Below are 23,182 nucleotides of genomic sequence, written 5' to 3' on the forward strand. Positions count from 1 at the left end.
AACAACGCGTATAAACGATGAAAAACGGCCCATAAGGAGGGCTCAATAACAGCCGCAATCGAGCAGGAAGCACCGGATCACGTCATCATCCTGCTTGAACTCGCGGGCAGCCGGGTAGCGGATCACGACAGCCGCTTCGGGCGAACAGGAATGGAAGGTTGTGCTGTTGCTGCCATCGCAGAAGTAACCGGCTACATAAAACCGGTCGTTATAATCCGGGCAGTTCTCAAATTGAACCACCTTTTCCCCGTCGAGCAGCCAGTATTCTATCGCGATCAGCTCCGACTTATACCAGAACCGGAACCGGTACCCCGACCGGATAACCTGCAGGTAGTCGCCCTTGCCGCCAAATAAACGGCTATGGTCGATCTTGCGGAATACCACTTTGTCGTCGGGAAAAAGTACGTCTTCTTTTTTACGCAATATAGCCAGCGCGTCCGTTATCGCAGAAGGGATATGGGCAAGCGGTATAACGCTATCGGCATATTCGCTTTCCCGGTAACGTTGTTCTACCAGGCCTTGTTCCCTGCCTGCTTCGGGGACTGCGTTACCGGGGTTGCTGTCGCTGCAGGCTGCCACGCAGAGCAGGGCCGGGATTAATAGTAAGCGGTTCATTGGTTATGGGTTCTTTAGCGGGGGCATAAATGCGGGTATCCCTCCAGGGAGTAACGCAGCAGGCGGGCCGCTTATTGCAGGGCAGGCCGGAAGATCGGGAGCGGGCAGGGTAAGGACATGAGGTTAAATTTGTTGCGCTTTACCAATTCATTAATGTTTGGCAATGCGTTTGTGTTGTACCTTGCATCAAAATCTACCTCTTATGTCAGTGCTTACATGGCTCATGTCGCTTTTGATGTTTGGCGGTTCGCCCAAAGGCGACGATACGGCCGATATCCCCAAAACTATTTACGAATTCAAGGTCGAATCGCTGGATGGCGGTACGATCGATTTTTCCGAGTTTAAAGGCAAAAAGATACTGGTGGTAAACACGGCTTCGAAGTGCGGCTTCACGCCCCAGTACGCCGAGCTGGAGAAGCTTTATGAAACGTACAAGGACAAACTGGTGATCGTAGGTTTCCCGGCTAACAACTTCCTGAGCCAGGAGCCGGGCGATAACAAACAGATATCCGAATTCTGCCAGAAAAATTATGGCGTAAGCTTTCCTATGGCATCGAAAATATCGGTGAAGGGTAAGAATATGGCGCCTATTTACCGCTGGTTGACCAATAAGGATCTGAACCACTACCAGAGCAGTTCGGTAAAATGGAATTTCCAGAAATACCTGTTGAACGAGCAGGGCCAGCTGGTGGGCGTATTTTCGCCGGGCACCAAACCGCTGAGCGACGAAGTGGTGAATGCCATCAAACAATAAAGGTTGCTGCCTTCTTCTTAAAAAAATACCCTGACTTAATTAAAGTCAGGGTATTTCTTTTCGAGCCATTTTTTGACATTGCTGTCGGTAAAGTCTACCCGTACCGGTACGATCGAAGCGTAACCGGAATTAAGGGCTTCTATATCGGTGTCTTCGCCCTTGTCGCGGTTTACAAATTTACCGGTCATCCAGTAGTAGTCGCGGCCGCGGGGATCTTTACGTTTATCGAAGTTCTCCGCCCATTTGGCATCTGCCTGGCGGCAGATCCGGATGCCTTTAAAATCTTTGGCTTTTACCTTGGGAATATTCACGTTCAGCAGGAAATGCTCGGGCATTTCTTCCCGCAGCATGCGTTCGGCTACCTCGCGGGCTACCTTCGATGCGATCGAGAAGTCGGCATCGAAATTAAAGTCGCATAAGGAAAAACCGGCCGAGGGGATACCCTCTACCGCCGCTTCCATAGCGGCGCTCATCGTACCGGAGTAGATTACATTGATAGAGGCATTGGAGCCGTGGTTGATGCCGCTGAGGCAAATGTCGGGCTTGCGGTGCAATACAACATCGTGCGCCAGTTTTACGCAGTCTACGGGAGTACCGCTGCACTGGTAGGCTTCTACGCCTATGTCTTCAAAGATGTCGACGGCATCGAGCCGGAGGGGTTTACCGATGGTGATGGCATGACCCATACCCGATTGCGGGCTGTCGGGAGCGACCACCACTACTTTTCCAAGATCTTTTACTGCTTCGATCAGGTTTCTGATACCGGGGGCAGTTACCCCGTCGTCATTCGTGATTAAAATTACAGGTTCCATTATCTATAGGGTTACCGGTGTTTGGGTTCCGGTGTATATATTTTACCAATCGCTTTTTTCCAGTCTTTTGCGGCCGACCAGGTAATAAACAGCGATCCAGCATACCGAGGCCAGTACATAGGTCCAGGCTTCGGGTACGTAACGCACCTGCATGGCCATTTCCAATACCTTCGAAGCGCCGAAAGGCAGCAACTCATCGCTGCTCTGCAAGGGCAGGAAGAGGTTGCCGGCCGGGGCCTTATACCTGTAGGTCAGTACCGAGTGAATGATGACCTCTACGATAAGGCTGTAAAACATCAGGATGCCGATCGTAAGGCCGCCTCTTTTGAAGAGTACGGAAAGCAGCAGCGAAAAACCAAGGTAGTTGACGCTGAGCAGGAAGAGATAGAGTAATTTGCTGGCGTGTTCGGTAATGGTGCCCAGGTCTACGCCGGCAATAAGCCCGGTGATAAGACCGAGCAGGGCGGTAAACAGCGTTGTGCCAGCGCTGAGGCTTAACACGACCATCCATTTGGCATGGTAGAACTGCATCCGGCTCCAGCCATCGATCACATGTTGCCGGTTGGTCCGGAACTGGTATTCGTTGGTGACCAGTATGGCCATCAGTATCGAAAGGGCGATGATAAAATAACTGGCAAAAAAACAGAGATCGTCCCATACCTGGCGAAAACTGGTGGCCTTGCCCAGCAGCGAAATGCCGCCTGCCCCGATATTGATCAGGTTAAGGCTGATGGAGCTGTAAAACAGCAACAGGGGGACCGCAAAAAGCAGGGTCATGATCCAGAACGTGCGGTAGTGCCTGAGTTTTAGCCACTCAATGCCCAATAGTGATCCCATAGGTCCGGGTATTTTAGGTTTATCGCTCAAAGATAAGCGAAGCAAATCGGCAATTGATTATTTTCGTTGTTTAATTTTTAGTTGCATGAAAGGGGTTAGACGCATGATATGCTGCCTGTTATTACTGCCCGCGCTGCTTGCGGCGCAAGGCCGGGAGCGCAATATACCGATCCGGCTTAACGTGTCGGTACAGACAATGGATGATGGCGATAGCCTGATCGTTTACGACCCGGCACGGCCGCTGGTCCTGCGCGATTTTAAAGGACGCGTCGATACGGGTTCCGATGGTGTTGCCGCTACGTTCAGCGGTATGCGGATGGCATTTTACGGCGAGGAAAAGAAGGGTGTGCTTCATGTGGATGTACAGGTGCTGGTTTATTTCGATAAAACGAAATCCTGGACCAAAAAAGAAGGACAGACGCCTGTCGTATTGGCCCATGAACAGGTTCATTTCGATATTACGGCCTGGTATGCCTGCCTCTTTATACATGCGGTAAAACGGTATCCCTTTACGCCCTCCAGGGTAAAGGAGGAACTGCGCGCGCTTAATCAAAAAATAATGGCGCAAATGCAACAGGCGCAGTACGATTATGACCGCGAAACCCACCATGGAACCCTGCGTAAACAACAGGCGGCCTGGGCCGCAAAGGTCCGTATGCAGCTCGATGCACAGGATTGCTACCGCGGGCTGGCGGCGCAGTAGCAGGTACACAACGCCCAATCGTTGCAAATCACTTATCTTTGCCGCCCATGCAACCGACTCTAAAACATTTCGACGTAAGCCACTATAAAGGATTACGTGTGCCGGCCAAAATAATTTCCTACGTTTTTCACCCGGTATTTATGCCGCTTACCATGGCTATTATCGTGTCGATCCTGAACAGTTCGGCCTTTGCCGCCATCGACCAGAAGCAACGTATGCAATGGTTTGGCAATATCGCCCTCAATACCGTATTCTTCCCCGTGATCACCGTATTACTGATCAAAGCGGTAGGTTTTATCGAAAGCATACAGATGCGTACTATGAAGGAGCGGATCATCCCGCTGATCGGTACCATGATCTTTTACTTCTGGGCTTATCTTATCTTTAAAAACATTAACGCCCCGCTGGTGCTGCGCGTATTGCTGCTGGGCTCTTTCTGGGGTATTGTGGCCGTATTTATGGTCAATATCTTTATGAAGATCAGTATGCATACTTCTGCCGCAGGCGGCGCGCTGGGTATCCTTATCGTGCTGATGATGGTAAGCCATCTCAACCTGATGCTGCCCTTCCTGGCGGTGCTGCTGGTGGCCGGTCTTATCGGTACGGCACGTATGGTGCTGCAGGCACACCGCCCCGTAGAGATCTGGGCCGGTTATATTATCGGCATCGTGGTACAGGTCGCGGCTTATTTTTACCTGCGTTAAGATATAGCGTAACAATAATACAAAGCAAGAGGGCCGGTACATACCGGCCCTCTTGCTTTGTTATAAGGAGATCAGATGCCTTTAGGCAAAGCTTAGCGGGTGATAGATCATAATTCCGCTTATTAGCTATTAAACCAACACCTTCCGTATTGCCCCTGTGGACTTACACTGTTTTTTCGAAGTCGCGGATGGTATCGACCAGGCGTTCCACATCGGCCAGGCTGATGGCATTGTACAGCGAAGCGCGGAAGCCGCCTACACTGCGGTGCCCTTTAATGCCAACGATGCCCCTGGCTGCGGCAAAGTCGAGCAGTTGTTGGGTATGTTTGTCGTCATGTGCCCTGAAACATACGTTCATCCTGCTCCGGCTGCCCGGTTGTGCTACCCCGTACAACAGCGGGCTGTTGTCGATCGTGTCATAAAGCAAAGTCGCTTTTGCGATGCTTTCGTTTTCGATCGCTTCCATACCTTTTTCCTGCATCCAGCGCAGCATCAGCATACTCGTGTAAATGGCAAATACCGGTGGTGTGTTGAGCAGGGAGTTGTTTTTCGCCATATCGCGGTAGGAGAGAATTTCGGGTAGCGCACGCTGTTGCTGATCCAGCATCGATTTGCGGATGGCGACCATCGTAACGCCCGCAGGTCCCAGGTTCTTCTGCGCTACGGCATAGATCAGGCTGAAGGCGCTGTAGTCGATGCGGCGGCTCAGTATTTCCGAGCTCATGTCGGCAACCAGGGGTACTGTTGTTTCGGGGAAACTGTGGAACTGGGTACCGTATATGGTATTGTTGGTGGTCAGGTGCAGGTAAGCCAGGTCGCCCGGTATAGCGCCCCAGTCGGGTATATAGGTATACTGGTCGGCTTGGGAAGAGCCCAGCACACGGCTTTGGCCGTACAGGTGAGCATTGCGCAGGGCCTCTGCTGCCCAGTGTCCGCTGTCGATATATCCCGCAGTGGCCTCGCTGCCCAGGAAGTTCATCGGGATCATGCCGAACTGCAGTCGTCCGCCGCCCTGGAACCAAAGGATCTGGTAATCGTCGTTAAGGCCCAGCAGCGACAGGGCAAGGCTGTTGGCTTCTTCCAGTATGGCTTCGAATATTTTGCCGCGGTGGGGTAGTTCCAGCAGCGACAGGCCGCTATTATCGTATTCCAGTATAGCGGCCGAGGCCTGTGCCAGTACTTCGCGGGGTAGTGCGGCCGGACCCGCATCAAAATTCAGTAACATGTCTATGCGTATTTAACGTGTTGTTGGTTCAGGAAAAAAGCGACTGGTACACATCACTAACCTTGGTGGCCAGCCGTATGGCGATACCGAAATTGGCCTGGTCGAGCCCTTTGGCATTGGCTTTAGGGATAATGATCGCGTCCATACCCATTTTGGCTGCTTCGGCTATGCGTTGTTCAATGCGGTTTACCGCCCTTATTTCGCCGCTCAGGCCTACTTCGCCCACCAGGCATATATTGGAAGGCAGGGCCGTGTCTTCGTACGAGGAAAGCAGGGCGCACACGATCGCCAGGTCTATGGAGGGGTCTTCGATCTTAAGACCACCGGCGATATTGAGGAATACGTCTTTGGAGCCGAAATGAAAACCGCCGCGTTTTTCGAGCACAGCCAGCAGCAATTGCAGCCTGCGCAGGTCGAAGCCGTTGGTGGTGCGCTGCGGGGTGCCGTATACAGCCTGGCTGGCCAGCGCCTGTACTTCGATCATCATGGGGCGCAGGCCCTCGATGGCCGCTGCTATGGCGATACCGCTCAGCGGCTCGTCGTGCTGGGTCAGCAATACTTCCGAAGGATTGGTGATACCCCGCATACCATTGGATGTCATTTCATAAATACCGAGTTCCGAGGTGGAACCAAAACGGTTTTTCAGCGTGCGCAGTATGCGGTAGGCATAGTGGCGGTCGCCTTCGAACTGCAGTACGGTATCGACCATATGCTCGAGTATTTTGGGCCCGGCAATGGTGCCGTCTTTGGTAATATGACCGATGATGCATACCGGCGTACCGGTTTGTTTGGCAAAACGCTGCAGTTCGGCGGCGCATTCACGTACCTGCGATACGCTGCCCGGCGCGCTTTCGATATAAGGCGATTCCAGGGTCTGTATCGAATCGATGATGACCCATTGTGGTTTTATCTTTTTGATCTCCTGGAAAATAGTCGCCGTATCGGTAGCGGTAAGCAGGAACAGGTTTTCGTTTTTTTGACCTACCCGTTCCGCCCGCATCTTGATCTGGTGGGCGCTTTCTTCGCCCGAAACATAGAGGGTGCGCATGCCCTGCCAGTGCAGGGCGCATTGCAGGAAGAGGGTGGACTTACCGATACCGGGTTCGCCCGCTACCAATACCACCGAACCCTGTACCAGGCCACCACCCAGGGTGCGGTTGAGCTCGCTGTCGGGCAGGGTTTGCCGCGTTTCTTCTTCGGCTACGATGGTCTCTATGCTTTTGGCCTTGCCGGCCTGTTTGTTCTCTTCATGCCACAGGTCCGTTACCTGTTGCTTGCCGTTCGTTTTCTCTACCCGTTCTTCCACAAAGGAGTTCCAGGAGCCGCATGCGGGGCATTTACCGGCCCATTTGGGACTTTCGTAGCCGCATTGCTGGCAAAAAAAAGCTGTTTTATTTTTCAATGATTCTGTTTTATACTATCGCTTCCCGATAAGACTGCAATTTACCGATTAGTTTTATTATCTGCCGGGCGATTGGTAGAAAACAGGTCCGGGTAAAAAGCGTTTACCGGTGTTTTTCTGGGTTCGCCAGGCCAAAGGCGCTAACAGGAAGGTATAAAACAGGAGGGAGCAGCATAACAGCGTATAGCCGATAGGATATCAACTCCGGGAGGACGCGTGGTGCCCCTGGGTAAAATACGGGACCGGCATTGTGCATCGGTTGATCAGAGATAAAACACGCTATTTATTACAGCATACCGATCCTTCGGGGAGAACTTTTAAGACCGAAAAAAGGGCATAAAAAAAACCGTCCCGAAAAATCAGGACGGCCTTCTTACTAACCCTTTAAATTCATTAAGCAGGACACAAAAATAATGCGCTTCTGCGGTTCTAAAAAATCAAATTTCTGTCACATCCCTGATTGAAATCGGCGTAGTCAGGTTTGTTTTGTTTTAAGTTATTGTATTTTAATTAGTTGTAAATATTTCCACCTTTAAGTTGATGGTTTAATTATTTTATTTTTTATTTTAAAAAGAAATAATTTGTCCCTTTTGCTATGCTTTTGCCCTATGTCGGGAAGCCGGCAAATGGCGGGTTGATATGCAACAATGCCCGGAACAGGTCCGGGCATTGTTTATTTCGGGTTGATGTTCACCGTGTTTTATTGTTCTGCTTTATTCAGCATTACCGGTTCGATCTGAACGCCCATATTTTTAATGATCTCCGTTGCAAATTCGCTGGTCTTCAGCAGGGTGGCATCGGTCATCAGGTTGTAGAAGTCGATGGTTACGCGTTTACGCATAATGGTAGCGCTCAGGCCGTTCACGATCAGTTGTGCGGCTTCGTGCCAGCCCAGGTATTCGAGCATCATTACTCCACTCAGGATCAGGGAGGAGGGGTTCATGGTGTCGGTATTGGCAAAGCGCGGTGCGGTACCGTGCGTAGCTTCGAAAACGGCATAACCGGTATCGTAGTTGATATTGGCGCCCGGTGCGATACCGATACCGCCCACCGCTGCAGCCAGGGCATCGGAAATATAATCGCCGTTCAGGTTCAGCGTAGCGACTACAGAATAATCTTTAGGCGCCAGCAGGATCTGCTGCAGGAAGTTGTCGGCGATCACATCGTTGATCACCAGTTTGCCTTTCTGTTTGGCTTCGTTGATGGCGGCATTGGCTTCGGCTTCGCCTTTCTCTTTTTTAATGGTTTCCCACTCGTCCCAGGTAAACACTTGGTCGCCAAATTCCCTTTTCGCTACTTCGTAACCCCAGTTTTTGAAGCCGCCTTCGGTAAATTTCATGATATTGCCTTTGTGGACCAGCGTCAGCGTAGTGCGTTTCTGTTCCAGGGCAAATTCGATGGCCGAGCGTACCAGGCGCTCGGAGCCCTCGCGGGATACCGGCTTAACGCCAAAGGAAGAGCTTTCGGGGAATCGGATCTGGGTAACGCCCATTTCGTCGATCAGGAATTTGCAGAACTTTTCGGCTTCCGGCGTGCCGGCTTTATATTCGATACCGGCATAGATATCTTCCGTGTTTTCGCGGAAGATCACCATGTCTACCCATTCCGGGTGTTTTACCGGCGAGGGTACGCCGTTGAACCAACGTACAGGGCGCAGGCATACATAAAGATCAAGCGTCTGGCGCATGGCCACATTCAGCGAACGGATACCGCCGCCTGTAGGCGTGGTCAGCGGTCCTTTTATAGATACCAGGTATTCTTTGGCAATATCCAGACTTTCAGCAGGCAGCCACTCGCCGGTTTGGTTAAATGCTTTTTCACCAGCAAGTATTTCTTTCCAGTGTATTTTGCGGCTACCGTTATAGGCTTTTTCTACAGCAGTATCCAGTACTCTTACCGATGCTTTCCATATATCCGGACCGATACCGTCGCCTTCGATAAAAGGGATGATGGGATGTGCAGGAACGTTAAGTTTTTTGCCGGCGCCCATTGTTATTTTTTCACCGGTAGTATGATTTTCTGTATGATTTTGTGCGGCTGCATTTGCCTCTGTCATGAGTATTATATTTTTGTGAAACAGAACGTAAAATTACGCATAAACAGCGGAATTCAGCGTTATTAAGCGAAAAGAATGTGCTCATTATTTATAGATATTTTGACAGCGCATCTTCGTGTTTGGTAATCTTTTATTAGTTACTTTTACAGCAAATAAAAAATATATGGCATTTAAACTAAAGCATGAGGCGAAGATCGGGATATTGGTAGCGGTGACGATTATTTTGTTTATTCTTGGGTTTAATTTTTTAAGGGGCAGAGGGGTCTTTTCGAGCGACAAAGAATACTTCACTTATTATGATAATGTACAGGGCCTGCAGGAGTCGGCAGTGGTGCAGCTTAAAGGACTTACCGTAGGCCGTGTTTCTGAAATCAAATTGCAGGGCGATAAGATCAAAGTAACCTTCCTGCTGAAAAAAGACGTGAAAATACCGGTGGGCTCCGTTGCCCAGCTGGCTTCCGCCGACCTGATCTCGGGTACCAAGATCATTTCCCTTAATATGACCAACAGCACGCAGTACATCGCTGCAGGCGGCCAGGTTACGGGCAAGGCTTCAGGTGGTATTCTCGACAACCTGTCCGACCAGGTATCGCCGCTGGTGGGCGTTATGCAACATACCGTGATCTCGCTCGATACCCTGCTGAATTCTGTCAACAACGTAATTAACGAAGATGCACGGCGCCACCTCAACAGCAGTTTCGCTTCCCTGGAATCGGGTCTGGATCAGCTCTCCGCCTTATCGGCCAAACTGAATGCCCAGAGCGGTAACCTGGCAGCCGTTATTTCCAATGCCAACAGCATTACCGGTAACCTGGCCAACAGCAATGCAAGAATTACCAATACCCTGGGCAACCTCGAAGAGTTTTCGGGTTCGCTGCGTAATGCCCCGGTAGGGCAGACCCTTGAAAAGCTGCAGCAGACGGCCGATCAGCTACAGGGTATCGTGAGCAAAATAAACAACAGCGAAGGCAGTCTCGGTTTGCTGATGAGCGATAAAAAACTCTACAACAACCTGAGCAGTACTTTGGGCACGCTCGATACGCTGCTCGGCGACCTGAAACAACATCCTTCCCGTTATATCAATGTATCGGTATTCGGACGGAAGGCCAAAGACTAAAAGCGGTTTTAATAAACATATACAGCCCCGCAACCTCCCGGTTGGCGGGGCTTTTTTTATAGGTCAAGCAAAATTTTCTGGGCGATAAAAGCCTTGTTCTTAAAACGAGTCATCATTTTGCCTGACCCTTATTTATTTCCTTAGCTATTTGTAGTGCCTCGCTACGAATTTACCTGGCCTGGCAGCTAAACTATTTGCAGCAGTGGAATACGAGTTTTTCTCGCAGCGATACGGCGACGCAGCGAACGGGTGCATATTGGTCGTAACATCTGGTCAACAGCCGCGTTGAAATGCTTTACTCAAATCAGGTAAGTATACCGGAGTCCCCCAACTTTTTCGCTTGATCCTTTTTTGTGAAGTATTGCCCGTAGCGGGACACTGTGAGTAGCGTTGGTTGCCGTAAATCGAAAAAAGCATGCCGGACGGCATGCTTTTCCCAATAAAAAAAATATGAATAGAAATTAGAGAACGACTACGTTCACTGCATTCAGACCTTTTTTACCATTGCGTACTTCATAGGAAACTTTATCGTGCTCACGGATCTCACCAGCGAGATCAGAAATGTGAACGAAAACATCCTGGCTACCATCGTTAGGTGTAATGAAACCAAATCCTTTGGTAACATTGAAGAATTTTACTGTACCTTCTTGCATTTTAAAAAAATAAAAATTAATAAAGTGCAAAGGTAAGGAAAAAATATGATCAATAATATCATTTGATCGGTATTTATATTAAAAAAGCTTATAGCACGATCAGCAGTATATTTTTGGGATGTGCCGTAAACCTGCAGGCAGCGTTTATAGCGCCCAAACCTCGTTTTCCTGGTTATGCAGCGCCTGTTGGCGCCGGTTATGGTACAGGTAGCCTTCAGATGCGTCTTTTTAATATAACCTTTATTTAATCCATATCTTATGAAAAGAAGAACGACTTTTTACCGGTCGCTGGTACTGCTATGCCTGTGCCTGCTCGCCGGTACCGGAACGAGGGCACAGCCGGTACCCGATAATACCGAAGGCCGGCTTTGGCGGCTTGCCAAAACCTGGGGTTATGTACGCTACTACCATCCCGGCGTATGTACCCTTAACTGGGATAGTCTGCTGTATGCCCAGGTACCCCTGGTCGAAAGTGCGACGACCAATGCCGCCTTTAACGACCATATGCTGGCGATGCTGGAATATGCCGGGCAGATACCGGCCGCCCAGGCAACGGTAGCGCCGGTAGCCGACACCAACCTCAACCTGGACCTGGGCTGGGTTAGCGATACCGTATTCTCGCCGCAGGTAAGGGCCTTTCTCGATACCTTTAAAAGCAGGGCAGGGCGTAACCTGGCCCTCGGTTGTCTGCACGACGATTTCAATATCCTCGTGGGCATAGCCAAAGACACGGTAAAGTTGCCCGCCAACTACAATGACCCGGCCTTCCGGCTTACCACGGCTATTCATTACTGGAACCTGGTCAACTACCTGGCGCCTTACCGCAGCCTGGCCGACTACAGTTGGGATAAGGCCTTATTCGATGCCATAACGCCCGTAAAGGATGCCCTGGACGAAGAACGGTTCCTGTTTGCGCTGGCGGGTATGCAGGCGCGTATGGACGACTCGCACGGTTCGTTTTCCAACCTTCTGAACCGCTACTGGGGCACCTATAACCCGGGTATAGCGGTAAAACGGGTGGAAAACAAGTACGTGGTCATGATGATTAAAGACAGTACCTGGGGCATACAGCCCGGCGATGTGCTGACCCATATTAACGGCAGCCCGGTGGATAGCTTCGTGGGGGCAGGCAAACGGCTTATGGCTTATTCCAACGACGATGGGCTGTACCGTAATGTAAGCCGTATACTGTTCAAAGGGATGAACAATACCCTTGTCAACCTGGAATTGCGCAATGCGGCAGGACAGGCCTACAACAAGAGCCTGACGCGCAACATGGACCTGGATACCTGGACCAGCTGGCGGCAGAACCTGCCGCAGCAAGCCTGGCGCGTATTGTGCAACGGGTATGGCTATGCGCATATCGGTATGCTTAACGAAGATAATATCGATAGTATGTACGATGCGCTGAAAGACCGGCCCGGTATCGTTTTCGACAGCAGGACCTATCCCAATTTCTCCTTCCTGGAGTTGTACAGGCGGTTTATGACCGGGCCGGTGCATTCTGCCAATATCTTTGAGCCCGATCGTTTTTCGCCGGGTTTGTACCGCGTAAAAAGCGATGCCGGCAACTATAACTTCACGAATCCCCAGGCTTACAACGGTAAGATCTTTTTTATTGTTAATGAAGAGACGCAAAGTGCCTCTGAATGCATGGTACAGTATATGCGGCGGGCGCCCGGCGTCAGGGTGGTGGGTACGCAAACGGCCGGGGCCGATGGCAATGTCAATATGTTTAGCCTGCCGGGCGGCAACCATACCCTTTATTTTACGGCTATAGGATATTACTACCACGACTGGTACCAATGCCAGCGTAACGGGCTCCGCATCGATGAGGTAGTGCCGCAGACCATTGCGGGCATCAGGGCAGGGAAGGACGAGCAACTGGAGTACATTACCGGCTGCACCACCGGTATCAAAGGCGGCGCCGGCCAGGCGCCGGAGATACTGGTATATCCCAACCCGGCCGGAAAGTTGCTGTATATCGACCTGCAACTCCGGCAGGCTACACAGCTCCATGGCCGGGTAACCGATATGACCGGCCGGTTGCTTATGACCGTAGACTTTGGAAAAGCAGGGGCGGGCAGGGCTACACATACGCTCGAACTGGGCGGCCTGGCGCCGGGTTTGTACCTGTTGCAGATCAGTACGGATACCGGGCAGTCGCAGACCCTGAAGATCAGTGTGCAGGGATAGTATGGTTCAGGTAGTATCGCTGTCCTGCAACAAACAGGCTGCAAAAGCAAAGCCCCGCAAGATTTGCGGGGCTTTGTCTATATAATTTATCGTGTCGGATACGATTATTTGAACTGGGGGATAAGGCCCTGAGCCAGGCTTACCATTTTGTTCAGGCCGTCTTCAGGCAGGTTGCCTTTTTTGAATTCAACCAGCAGTTCCGGCATTTTAGATTCCATTTCCAGCATGAACGCATCTTCAAAAGCACGGATGTTTTTAACCGGTACTTCACGCAGCAGGTTGTTGGTACCTAAGTAGATAATCGCAACTTGTTTTTCTACGGGGTAAGGGTTGAACTGGGCCTGCTTCAGGATTTCCACGTTACGGGCGCCTTTATCGATTACGTTTTTAGTAGCGGCATCAAGGTCACCACCGAATTTGGAGAAGGCTTCCATCTCGCGGAAGAGGGCCTGATCCAGTTTCAGGGTACCGGATACTTTTTTCATGGATTTGATCTGAGCGCTACCACCTACACGGCTTACCGAGATACCTACGTTGATCGCAGGACGGATACCGGCGTTGAACAGGTTACCTTCCAGGAAGATCTGTCCGTCGGTAATGGAGATTACGTTGGTAGGGATATAAGCAGATACGTCACCAGCCTGTGTTTCGATGATCGGCAGTGCCGTCAGGGAACCACCGCCTTTAACCATGTGGCGGATGCTTTCCGGCAGATCGTTCATGTTCTTAACGATCTCGTCGTTGTTGATCACTTTCGCAGCACGCTCGAGCAGACGGCTATGCAGGTAGAATACGTCACCAGGATAAGCCTCACGACCCGGAGGACGACGGAGCAGCAGGGACACCTCACGGTAAGCTACGGCCTGTTTGGACAGATCATCGTATACTACCAGTGCAGGACGTCCGGTATCGCGGAAGAACTCGCCGATCGCAGCGCCGGCAAACGGAGCATAGAACTGCAGCGGGGCCGGGTCAGCGGCCGATGCGCAGACGATGGTGGTATAAGCCATCGCACCATTTTCTTCCAGTACTTTCATTACGTTGGCTACGGTAGATGCTTTCTGACCGATTGCTACATAGATACAATATACGGGTTTGCCCGCAGCATAAAATTCTTTCTGATTGATGATGGTATCGAGACAGATAGCGGTTTTACCGGTACCACGGTCACCGATTACCAGCTCACGCTGGCCACGGCCGATGGGGATCATGGCATCGATAGATTTGATACCCGTCTGCAGCGGCTCTTTTACCGGCTCACGGAACAGTACGCCCGGAGCTTTACGTTCGATCGGCATTTCGTACAGTTCGCCTGCGATCGGACCTTTACCGTCGATAGGCTCGCCCAGTGTGTTTACCACCCGACCGATCAGGCCTTCACCTACTTTAATGGAAGCGATGTTACCGGTACGGCGTACTTTAGCACCTTCTTTAATACCAGCGCCTTCACCCATCAATACCACACCCACGTTATCTTCTTCCAGGTTAAGGGCGATTGCTTTGGTTCCGTCTTCAAACTCAACCAACTCACCCTGGCGCACACCGCCCAGGCCGTATACACGGGCAATACCATCACCCACTTGCAGTACCGTACCTACCTCTTCAAGATCGGCAGAACCGTTAAAGTTGCTTAGCTGCTGGCGTAATATCGCCGATATTTCATCAGGTTTAATCTCAACCATTGTTTAGGAATATTAAGAAGTTTGAACTGTTATTTTATTGTCTGTATCCTGTTGCAGCTTAGATGTCTGCGATGTACAGGTTCTTGGTAAATTGTTTTTTAATGTCATTCAGGTCACGGCGAACGCTTGCATCGAAGAATCTGTCTCCGATCTCAAGAATGAATCCGCCGATCAGGCTGGCGTCGACGCTGGTTTTGAGGGCAACGGTACCGCCGTCTTTAATCGATGCGGCCACTTTGCTTTCAATCAGGTTGGTCAGCTCGGTATCGATGGCTGTAGCTGTGGTCAGGTGTACGGTCTTCACATTCCTAATTTCGTTGTCCTGGTCTACATAAGCCTGTACAATTTCAGGGAGGAAGAACTCGCGTCCTTTTTTGATCATCAGCTCGATAAAGCCAAGGGTAACAGCGCTGATCTTGCCTTCGAACAGGATTTTGATCAGTGCGGTTTTTTTATCCCCTTTAACTACCGGGCTTTTCAGCATCAGCACAAAATCAGGATTACTCTGGCAAACTCCTTTGATTAATTCTATGTCCTTCAACACCGCATCCAGCGAATTTTGCTCTTTAGCGAGGTCAATCAGCGATTTGGCATATCTTGAAGCGAGACGAGGGTTCTGCATTATTTTGATTTGATATTATTTCTTAATTCGGTAACCGGTACTCTTTGTAGTACTGCCGGGTAGGGCAGCAACAGGCTTAGTTCAGTTTGATTTCGTCAGCCAGCATTTTCACGTAGTCGGTCTGGGCTTCCTGGCTTGCCAGTTGTTTGCGCAGGATTTTTTCTGCAACTTCTACAGCCAGTTTGCCGATTTCATTTTTCACCTCGGTCAGGGCAGCGTTTTTCTGGCGTTCGATCTGGGCGCGGGTATCGTCCATGATCCTGTTAGCCTCAACTTTAGCCTGATCTTTGGCTTCATTAATCATTTTGTCTTTTGTCTCTTTTGCTTCTTTCAGCATAGCAGTACGCTCTTCGCGTGCCTGGATCAGCAGGGTTTCGTTCTGGGCCTGCATTTGTTTCATTTCTTCTTTCACTTTTTCGGCAGCAGCAATGCTGTTAGCGATACCGGTTTCGCGCTCCTGTAACATATTTACAATAGGCTTCCAGGCAAATTTTTTCAAAATGAAAAGAACAAGAAGGAACGCAAGCAGCGTCCAGAAGAATAGACCAAAATCAGGTATGAGCAAATCCATGGAAAAGTAATTATGAAGTTTTAATAATTGATTTTTGTAGGTATTAATTGCGCCCTCGGCCCTTTGCGTTGGGCGCAATTAAGTTTTTTTGCGTACAGTAATAAATTACAGTACAACAGCCAGCAGACCAGCGATAACGCCGAACAGCGCAACACCCTCTACGAAGGCTGCAGTCAGGATCATGTTGGAACGGATATCACCTGCAGCTTCTGGTTGACGGGCAATAGATTCTACGGCACCTTTACCGATTTGACCAATACCTACACCAGCTGCCAGAGCGGCGATACCTGCACCGATAGCGCCTAATCCTGCGCTTTCAGCTGCTAACATTACAGTGTTCAATAAAGACATTGTATATATGATTTAAAAAATGAAAAAACGAAATTAAAAAACCTAAAAACTAATCAATTATGCAACTATAGTATTGTCAGAAACATTGTACTCCTGGCCCGTTTCAGGGTTATGAGCATGGTACTTTTCGTGTTCGTGATCGTGGTGGTGTGCCTCTTCTACGGCCTGACCGATAAATACCGCGGTAAGGTTGGTAAAGATGAACGCCTGGATCGCAGCTACCAGCAATTCGAGGAAGAACATGAATACCGAGAACGCAAGGGATACCGGTACAAAACCCCAGCCTGCAAATTTACTTAATGCGCCGAAGATAAAGATCATGGATACTACGCTCAGGATAATGATGTGACCAGCCAGGATGTTCGCAAAAAGACGGATCATCAGGGCGATGGGTTTGATAAACAGGGAAATGATCTCGATCGGAACCAGCAGGAATTTAATACCCAGGGGAACGCCGGGAGGATTGAACAGGTGACCCCAGAAATGTTTGTTACCGCTGAAAATAATAACGATGAAGGAGATCAGCGACAGGGCGCCGGTAACGGCGATATTGCCGGTAAAGTTGGCGCCGCCTGGCAACAGGCCCAGCAGGTTGTTGATCCAGATAAAGAAGAATACGGTCAGCAGCAGCGGCATGTAGCGCATGTATTTATGACCCAGGTTGGGCTTGGCTACTTCGTCGCGTACAAACATGATTACCGGCTCGAGTGCGTTCTGGAAGCCTGACGGTGCTTTCATCACACCGTTTTTCTTGTATTTGTTGGCTACACTGATCATGATCAGCAGCAAAAGCACTACTGAAATGAGCATGGAAGCTACGTTCTTGGTAATGGAAAGATCTTTGATGGCCGCGCCGTCTTCAGATACTACTTTGTTCTTTTCGTTGAGGCGGTAACCTTCGTAGCTGGCGTGACCATGCTCGAAGTTTTTGGAGGAAAATACGGACAATCCTTTTTCGGGATGGTAGATAATCACGGGCAGCGGGATCGAAACGGGATGCCCGTTCAGATCGAACAAATGCCAATCATGATTGTCGCCGATGTGGCCAAAAATTACTTCCGAAGCATTAAAGCCTTTTTTCTCCCCGGATTCGTGCTCATGCCCTTCGGAGGCAGAGGCGCTGAAACCCGCTAAAACAAAGAATAAAGCAGCAAAAACCTGTTTACATTTAATTAACACGACACTGAAATTTTGCGCAAAGGTACGCGTTTTAAATTCAAAACAAAGTTTCGGGCACAAAAATGAAGCGAATTTTCAAGATTTTTTTTGAGTAATTTTTGATAAAAATTGCATGCGAGGATCTTTATATGTGAAAGTGTGTGGCAGGGAAATCGGTCCGCATGCAACTATATTTTTAGGGCGATTTTATGAGCTGGTAACATAAAACTTGCATTTTGGAAAAAATAATAACTATCTTTGCCTGTTTTATTTTGTGCAGGGTAGGGCCGCGTTGGCCCAACCGCACCCCAATCGAACCTGAAGCAGTACGCGACATGAATTACCAGGAAATAGTAGATCGTATAAACGATTTTTTGACGGAAGATTTTGAAGTAGAGCCGTCAGCCATTACTCCGGAAGCCACCCTGAAGGAAACCCTGGACTTGGACAGTCTGGATTATATTGACCTGATCGTAGCCATTGAAAGTAATTTTGGCTTTAAAGTAAAACCGGAGGATTTTCAAACGATGGTAACCATCAAGGATTTTTACGACTATGTCGATCACCGTCTTCATTCTAATATAACAGCCTGATAAATGTCCAATTGGGACGGACAATCCAAAGGTAACCGCCTCGGCTATTCCATCTTTATTTTTTTGTTACGCTGGGGAGGTATTACACCTGCCTACCTGCTGTTGCGCTTTGTAGTACTTTACTACATCTGGTTTGTGCCCGCGGCTACCGGCCCGCTGCGCGACCTCTACCGCAACCGCCTGCAGCTCGATGCCCGTACCGCCCGCAGGCTGATCCGTAAAAATATCCTCACCTTCGGGCAAACCATCATCGACCGTATCGTGGTGATGAGCGGGCTGAAACACCGGTTTAAGGTAGACCGTACGGGCGGCCATTACCTCAACGAACTGGCCGAAGGCGGCCAGGGAGGTATCCTCGTAAGCGCGCACCTGGGCAATTACGAACTGGCCGGGCACCTGTTGCAGCGGCTCAATTCTGTGATCAATATCGTTATGTATGACGGAGAGGCCGAACAGATCCGGCAATACCTCAATAAGGTGACCGGTCCCAAGACCTTCAATATTATTTTTATCCGCGAGGACCTGTCGCATATCTACGAAATGTCGGCTGCCCTGCGCCGCAACGAACTGATCTGCATCCATGCCGACCGTTATGTGGCCGGCAACCGGACCATTACCCACGATTTCCTGGGCGCCAAAGCACATTTCCCGCTGGGCCCCTTTGTACTGGCCAGTAAGCTGCGCGCCCCGGTGTGTTTTGTGTTTGCGGTAAAACAATCCAAATACAGTTACCATTTTTACGGGTTCCCGCCCAAGGTATACGAAGGCAGGGGCACTACGGGCGCGGCCGCTATGCTGGAAGACTATGTAGGCTTGCTCGAGGATAAAATAAAGCAGTATCCCGAACAGTGGTTTAATTACTTCGACTTCTGGGCCGAACCCGAAACCACGGCCGTCCCATCTGTCTAAAACCGGACCTTATGAAATATATACCCCAGGGCCCTCCCTTTGTAATGATCGACGAATTGCTGCGTACCGGCGATACGGAAACCCTGACCGCTTTTACGGTGCGCGAAGGACATTTGTTTGTCGACAACGGGCATTTTACAGAACCCGGCCTGATGGAGAATATGGCGCAGACAGCCGCAGCAGGTATGGGTAAAAAAGCGGAAGATAACCAGGAGCCCGTACGGGTCGGCTTTATCGGGGCCATCAAGAACTGGCAGCTGCATCGCCTGCCTGTTATCGGCGATACCCTGAATACCCGCATCTCGGTATTGCACCAGGTGATGAATGCACATATCGTACAGGCCGTTATTACCTGCGGCGGCGCCCCTGTTGCCGAAGCAGAATTTAAAATATTTTTGCAGGAAGCTTAATGCTTATTTATTTAACCCCATAATACAACAACCATGAAACGTTTTACCCTGTTATGTGCTGTATTGATGCTGGCTTTTAACGCCGTGCAGGCACAGGACCCTTTCGATTACAAACAACCCGTAACCTGGCTGGGCCTCGACTTTTCCGAGCTGAAACTGGTTAAGCGGGACGAAACCGTTACGGAACAAGAGTTACAGGACAAATACTTCCCGGGCTGGAACGACCTGGTGGTATACGAAAAGGAGAAATACGATATTGCCAAAGCTTCGGGGCACGATGAAGTAAACTACGATATCGATGCCGTAAAAGCCGTAAACAGCAGCGCCAAAGGCAAATTCATTACCGACGATGCCAAAGCCTTTACCCATCTCGACGAAGCCAGGGTAAAACAAATGGTGAAGAAATATAACCTGAAAGGGAAGAGCGGCCTGGGCCTGGTATTTATCGTAGAAGGTATGGATAAGATGGCGAAGGAAGCCGCCATGTGGGTAGTCTTTATTAAAATGGATACGAAAGAAGTACTGCTTGCCAAGCCGGTAACCGGCGCCAGCGGCGGCTTTGGATTCCGTAACTATTGGGCCGGATCGATCAATAAAGTATTGAAAGCCCTGCCGGGCAATATGAAGAAATGGAAAAAGGGATAGTCCTGCTTTCCTCCCGGTTTTCAAACCCCATAAGCCCTGCTTACGGGGTTTATTTATAAATTGCAGTTCCAAACCAATAAAAATCTGATCTGTGCAAACTGTTTATGCGATAGGCCATGCGGTGCTGAGCCCCTTGGGTAGCGATACGATGGGGAATGTAAAAGAAGCGCTGGCGCAACATACGGCCATACAACACTACCAGGATGCGGCCGTGCAGGACGAGCCCTTTGCAGCGGCCAGGCTATCGCCCGCCCAATTGCAGATGATTGCTGCACGGTATCCACATAAAGGGCTTAGTCCTTTCGAGCAGATGTGCCTGTACGTGGCCGGGGAGGCGCTGACCCCAACCGGTATCAATGCACAGGATAAAGATTGCATCCTTATCCTGTCGACCACTAAAGGCAATATAGAATGGTTGGGGCAGCAAAGCGACGACCGCATCAGCCTGCACCGCTCGGCCAGCCTCATAGCGGAAACCCTGCAGCTTGCCCATAAGCCACTTGTTATTTCCAATGCCTGTATTTCCGGTTCCGTAGCACTTATCGCAGCCAAAAGAATGCTGGAGACCGGCCGTTATAAACATGCCCTTGTAATAGGCTGCGACCGTTTTTCCGGTTTTGTGTTCAAGGGTTTCCAGTCCTTTCATGCCCTGGCGCCCGGCCCTTGCCGTCCTTTCGATAAAGACCGTGCCGGTATTAACCTGGGCGAAGCTGCCGCGGCCATGGTGCTGTCGGTAGACCCGGCACTTGCCGGAACGGCGCCACTGGCGGTACTTGCGGGCGGCGGCATCAGCAACGATGCCAACCATCTCTCCGGCCCATCGCGTACGGGCGAGGAGCTGGCCGCAGCTATTACCGCGGCCCTGGGCGAAGCCGGTATAACACCGCAGGCTGTCGGCGCCATATCGGCACACGGTACCGCTACTTTGTATAACGATGAGATGGAAGCCAAAGCCCTGCATCATGCCGGGGTAGCCCATGCAGCAGTGCATAGCCTGAAAAGTTATATCGGTCATACCCTGGGTGCTGCCGGTATTATAGAATCGGTGGTGGCATGTGTCGCGATGCAGCAAGGCATACAGCTGGCATCGCTTGGTTACGCATCTAACGGTGTATCGCAGGCCTTGCAGGTAAACACCCAGACAAGGGCGGCGGACTACTCGGTGCTGCTCAAAACGGCATCGGGCTTTGGTGGCTGTAATGCTGCCCTGGTATGGAGAAGGGCAGGTTAAGTATCCGGGCGTTTTTTGGCTGTGCAACGGGGAATAGCTACATTTATTCAAAATTACGATCATGCCCCCGCTTTTAGTATTCCAGACTTTCCCTACCCGGGACCAGGCCATGCGCAATGCAGCCCTGCTGGAAAACAGGTCGATACCGGTAGAAGTGGAAGAGCTGCATGGCCCGCTCGACGCCAATTTTATCGGTCAGCAATTCAGTAACCCTTTCCTGCTTAAGGTGCCCGGCGAGCAGTTTGGCACTGCCCGCGCCATCCTGATGGAAGCCGTGACGGTAGACCTGGATGAAGTGGATAAAGGGTATATGCTGCTCGACTTTAATGATCGTGAATTGCTGGAGGTACTTGCAAGTCCCGACGAATGGGGTATTTACAACTATAAGCTGGCCGAAGCCCTGTTGCAACAGCGGGGCATGGCGATACCCGAGCAACGGGTAGCGCAGATGGCCGGCGAACGTTTGGCTGAATTGAAGAAACCGCAACGTGCAAGCTGGGTATGGATTATTTTTGGGTATCTATCCGCTTTGCTGGGTTCGGGCATAGGGCGCGACAACCTGATGATGATCTACCTGCCGGGACTCTTTGCATTGGCTACGGGCTTTGCCCTGGCTTTCAGTAAAAAGACTGTACCTGATGGCAGCCGTATCCCGGTGTTTGATAAGACAGCCCGGACGCATGGCCTGGTCATCTTTGTGCTGGCGATCTTACTCTTTATGATCCGGATAGCAGGCGTTATCCTGTTTTCAAAATAAAACTATGGACAAGAAAAAAATTGTAGTGCTTACCGGCGCCGGTATCAGCGCCGAAAGCGGGTTACGTACTTTCCGGGACAGTGATGGCCTCTGGGAAAATTACCGGGTACAGGATGTGGCCACGCCCGGGGCCTGGCAAAAAGATATGGAACTGGTATTGCGTTTTTACAACGAACGCCGGCGCGATATACTCGCGGCTATGCCCAATGCGGCTCACCTGGGCCTGGCGCAGTTGGAAGAGCAATACGATGTGCACATCATTACCCAGAACATAGACGACCTGCACGAACGGGCCGGCAGTACGCAGGTGATGCATTTGCATGGCGAAATACTGACGATGCGCAGTGTTGACGACAAAAGTATCATCTACGAGATCAGGACCGATATCAATAAGGGTGACCTGGCGCCGGACGGTGGTCAGCTGAGGCCCAATATCGTTTGGTTCCAGGAGGAAGTACCCATGATCGAGCATGCGATACCCGTTATGCAATCGGCCGATATTTTTGTGCTGATCGGTTCGTCGCTGTTGGTATATCCGGCTGCCGGACTATTGCAGTTCCTGCCGCGGGATACGCCCAAGTACGTGATCGATAAAGTGGTGCCGGAGGTGTCGTACGATCATATTATCCCGATCGAAAAGCCGGCCACGGAAGGTATTGTGGAATTGCTGGATGTGTTGTTAAAGCAGGCTAGGGGATGAGATCCTTCGCTAGGCTCAGGATGACAGGCTTCCTCGGGGTAGTTGATGCTTTACACGCTGGGAAAGCCAGCTAACTGCTGAGTTCCTTCGCTGCGCTCAGGATGACAATCGTCCTCTTGGTAGTTGATGCTTTACACGCTGGTAAAGCCAGCTAATTGATGAGATCCTTCGCTGTGCTCAGGATGACAACGGACCTCTTGGTGTTCATGCTTTACACGTTAATAAAGCCAGCTTACTGGTGAGATCCTTCGCTGTGCTCAGGATGACAACGGACCTCTTGGTGTTCATGCTTTACACGTTAATAAAGCCAGCTTACCGGTGAGATCCTTCGCGATGCTCAGGATGACAACGGACCTCTTGGTGTTCATGCTTTACACGCTGGTAAAGCCAGCTAAGGGATGAGATCCTTCGCGATGCTCAGGATGACAACGGACCTCTTGGTGTTCATGCTTTACACGTTAATAAAGCCAGCTTACCGG

At 50.4% G+C, this 23,182-nt stretch carries 24 protein-coding genes; 12 read left to right on the forward strand and 12 right to left on the reverse strand.

Annotated elements, in window-relative coordinates:
* Positions 1 to 42: 42 nt before the first annotated feature.
* The gene (locus B0I18_RS13215) at positions 43 to 615 is read right to left on the reverse strand and encodes a hypothetical protein (RefSeq protein ID WP_106523187.1); all 573 of its coding nucleotides are present in this window, start codon (positions 613 to 615) and stop codon (positions 43 to 45) included.
* 202 nt (positions 616 to 817) lie between these two features.
* Between B0I18_RS13215 and B0I18_RS13220 the strand changes: the two genes are divergently transcribed.
* Positions 818 to 1,369 carry a glutathione peroxidase gene (locus B0I18_RS13220; protein ID WP_106523188.1) on the forward strand — a complete coding sequence of 184 codons (552 nt, stop codon included), beginning with the start codon at positions 818 to 820 and terminating at the stop codon, positions 1,367 to 1,369.
* A gap of 35 nt (positions 1,370 to 1,404) precedes the next feature.
* Here B0I18_RS13220 and surE read toward each other — a convergent pair whose 3' ends face one another.
* Positions 1,405 to 2,181, reverse strand: a complete 777-nt coding sequence (gene surE, locus B0I18_RS13225) for a 5'/3'-nucleotidase SurE (RefSeq protein WP_106523189.1) — start codon at positions 2,179 to 2,181, stop codon at positions 1,405 to 1,407.
* A gap of 42 nt (positions 2,182 to 2,223) precedes the next feature.
* Entirely contained in the window at positions 2,224 to 3,018 is a 795-nt protein-coding gene (locus B0I18_RS13230) for an ABC transporter permease (protein WP_106523190.1), read from the reverse strand.
* Between the two features lie 85 nt (positions 3,019 to 3,103).
* On the opposite strand from B0I18_RS13230, the gene B0I18_RS13235 reads away from it, so the two are divergent.
* Entirely contained in the window at positions 3,104 to 3,721 is a 618-nt protein-coding gene (locus tag B0I18_RS13235) for a DUF922 domain-containing protein (RefSeq protein WP_181358462.1), read from the forward strand.
* Positions 3,722 to 3,768: 47 nt separating this feature from the next.
* Entirely contained in the window at positions 3,769 to 4,425 is a 657-nt protein-coding gene (locus B0I18_RS13240) for a phosphatase PAP2 family protein (protein ID WP_146146740.1), read from the forward strand.
* Between the two features lie 163 nt (positions 4,426 to 4,588).
* Here B0I18_RS13240 and serC read toward each other — a convergent pair whose 3' ends face one another.
* The 3 genes from serC to icd form a co-directional block, all read right to left on the reverse strand.
* Entirely contained in the window at positions 4,589 to 5,650 is a 1,062-nt protein-coding gene (gene serC / locus B0I18_RS13245) for a 3-phosphoserine/phosphohydroxythreonine transaminase (RefSeq protein WP_106523193.1), read from the reverse strand.
* A gap of 28 nt (positions 5,651 to 5,678) precedes the next feature.
* Complete coding sequence (gene radA, locus B0I18_RS13250) at positions 5,679 to 7,052, reverse strand: DNA repair protein RadA (protein WP_106523194.1); 1,374 nt, start codon at positions 7,050 to 7,052, stop codon at positions 5,679 to 5,681.
* Positions 7,053 to 7,752: 700 nt separating this feature from the next.
* Complete coding sequence (gene icd / locus B0I18_RS13255; protein WP_106523195.1) at positions 7,753 to 9,108, reverse strand: NADP-dependent isocitrate dehydrogenase; 1,356 nt, start codon at positions 9,106 to 9,108, stop codon at positions 7,753 to 7,755.
* A gap of 163 nt (positions 9,109 to 9,271) precedes the next feature.
* On the opposite strand from icd, the gene B0I18_RS13260 reads away from it, so the two are divergent.
* Positions 9,272 to 10,225 carry an MlaD family protein gene (locus B0I18_RS13260; RefSeq protein WP_106523196.1) on the forward strand — a complete coding sequence of 318 codons (954 nt, stop codon included), beginning with the start codon at positions 9,272 to 9,274 and terminating at the stop codon, positions 10,223 to 10,225.
* Between the two features lie 461 nt (positions 10,226 to 10,686).
* Here B0I18_RS13260 and B0I18_RS13265 read toward each other — a convergent pair whose 3' ends face one another.
* Positions 10,687 to 10,878 carry a cold-shock protein gene (locus B0I18_RS13265; protein ID WP_106523197.1) on the reverse strand — a complete coding sequence of 64 codons (192 nt, stop codon included), beginning with the start codon at positions 10,876 to 10,878 and terminating at the stop codon, positions 10,687 to 10,689.
* Between the two features lie 258 nt (positions 10,879 to 11,136).
* On the opposite strand from B0I18_RS13265, the gene B0I18_RS13275 reads away from it, so the two are divergent.
* A complete protein-coding gene (locus tag B0I18_RS13275; protein WP_106523199.1) occupies positions 11,137 to 13,074 on the forward strand; it encodes a T9SS type A sorting domain-containing protein in 1,938 nt (645 codons plus the stop codon).
* Between the two features lie 104 nt (positions 13,075 to 13,178).
* On the opposite strand, the gene atpA is transcribed toward B0I18_RS13275, so the two are convergent.
* The 5 genes from atpA to atpB form a co-directional block, all read right to left on the reverse strand.
* Positions 13,179 to 14,756 (reverse strand): F0F1 ATP synthase subunit alpha, encoded by a 1,578-nt coding sequence (gene atpA, locus B0I18_RS13280; RefSeq protein WP_106523200.1) that lies wholly within the window; start codon positions 14,754 to 14,756, stop codon positions 13,179 to 13,181.
* A gap of 58 nt (positions 14,757 to 14,814) precedes the next feature.
* Positions 14,815 to 15,378: an ATP synthase F1 subunit delta gene (gene atpH, locus B0I18_RS13285; protein WP_106523201.1), complete on the reverse strand. Its 564-nt coding sequence runs from the start codon at positions 15,376 to 15,378 to the stop codon at positions 14,815 to 14,817.
* A 76-nt stretch (positions 15,379 to 15,454) separates the two neighbouring features.
* Entirely contained in the window at positions 15,455 to 16,027 is a 573-nt protein-coding gene (gene atpF / locus B0I18_RS13290; protein ID WP_245882093.1) for a F0F1 ATP synthase subunit B, read from the reverse strand.
* Between the two features lie 27 nt (positions 16,028 to 16,054).
* Positions 16,055 to 16,300: an ATP synthase F0 subunit C gene (gene atpE, locus B0I18_RS13295; RefSeq protein WP_106523203.1), complete on the reverse strand. Its 246-nt coding sequence runs from the start codon at positions 16,298 to 16,300 to the stop codon at positions 16,055 to 16,057.
* Between the two features lie 57 nt (positions 16,301 to 16,357).
* A complete protein-coding gene (gene atpB, locus B0I18_RS13300) occupies positions 16,358 to 17,479 on the reverse strand; it encodes a F0F1 ATP synthase subunit A (protein WP_106523319.1) in 1,122 nt (373 codons plus the stop codon).
* A 215-nt stretch (positions 17,480 to 17,694) separates the two neighbouring features.
* On the opposite strand from atpB, the gene B0I18_RS13305 reads away from it, so the two are divergent.
* The 7 genes from B0I18_RS13305 (at position 17,695) to B0I18_RS13335 (ending at position 22,703) form a co-directional block, all read left to right on the forward strand.
* Entirely contained in the window at positions 17,695 to 18,051 is a 357-nt protein-coding gene (locus B0I18_RS13305) for an acyl carrier protein (protein ID WP_245882094.1), read from the forward strand.
* A 3-nt stretch (positions 18,052 to 18,054) separates the two neighbouring features.
* Entirely contained in the window at positions 18,055 to 18,960 is a 906-nt protein-coding gene (locus B0I18_RS13310; RefSeq protein WP_106523204.1) for a lysophospholipid acyltransferase family protein, read from the forward strand.
* Positions 18,961 to 18,971: 11 nt separating this feature from the next.
* Complete coding sequence (locus tag B0I18_RS13315) at positions 18,972 to 19,370, forward strand: hotdog family protein (protein ID WP_106523205.1); 399 nt, start codon at positions 18,972 to 18,974, stop codon at positions 19,368 to 19,370.
* A gap of 33 nt (positions 19,371 to 19,403) precedes the next feature.
* On the forward strand, positions 19,404 to 20,015 hold the full coding sequence (locus B0I18_RS13320; RefSeq protein ID WP_106523206.1) for a hypothetical protein: 612 nt from the start codon (positions 19,404 to 19,406) through the stop codon (positions 20,013 to 20,015).
* Between the two features lie 91 nt (positions 20,016 to 20,106).
* Positions 20,107 to 21,246, forward strand: a complete 1,140-nt coding sequence (locus B0I18_RS13325; RefSeq protein WP_106523207.1) for a beta-ketoacyl-[acyl-carrier-protein] synthase family protein — start codon at positions 20,107 to 20,109, stop codon at positions 21,244 to 21,246.
* 61 nt (positions 21,247 to 21,307) lie between these two features.
* Positions 21,308 to 22,003, forward strand: coding sequence for a hypothetical protein (locus B0I18_RS13330; RefSeq protein ID WP_106523208.1), 696 nt, complete (start codon positions 21,308 to 21,310; stop codon positions 22,001 to 22,003).
* A gap of 4 nt (positions 22,004 to 22,007) precedes the next feature.
* Positions 22,008 to 22,703 (forward strand): Sir2 family NAD-dependent protein deacetylase, encoded by a 696-nt coding sequence (locus B0I18_RS13335; protein WP_106523209.1) that lies wholly within the window; start codon positions 22,008 to 22,010, stop codon positions 22,701 to 22,703.
* Positions 22,704 to 23,182: the final 479 nt, after the last annotated feature.

It is taken from the genome of Taibaiella chishuiensis (assembly GCF_003014535.1).
GTDB lineage: Bacteria > Bacteroidota > Bacteroidia > Chitinophagales > Chitinophagaceae > Taibaiella > Taibaiella chishuiensis.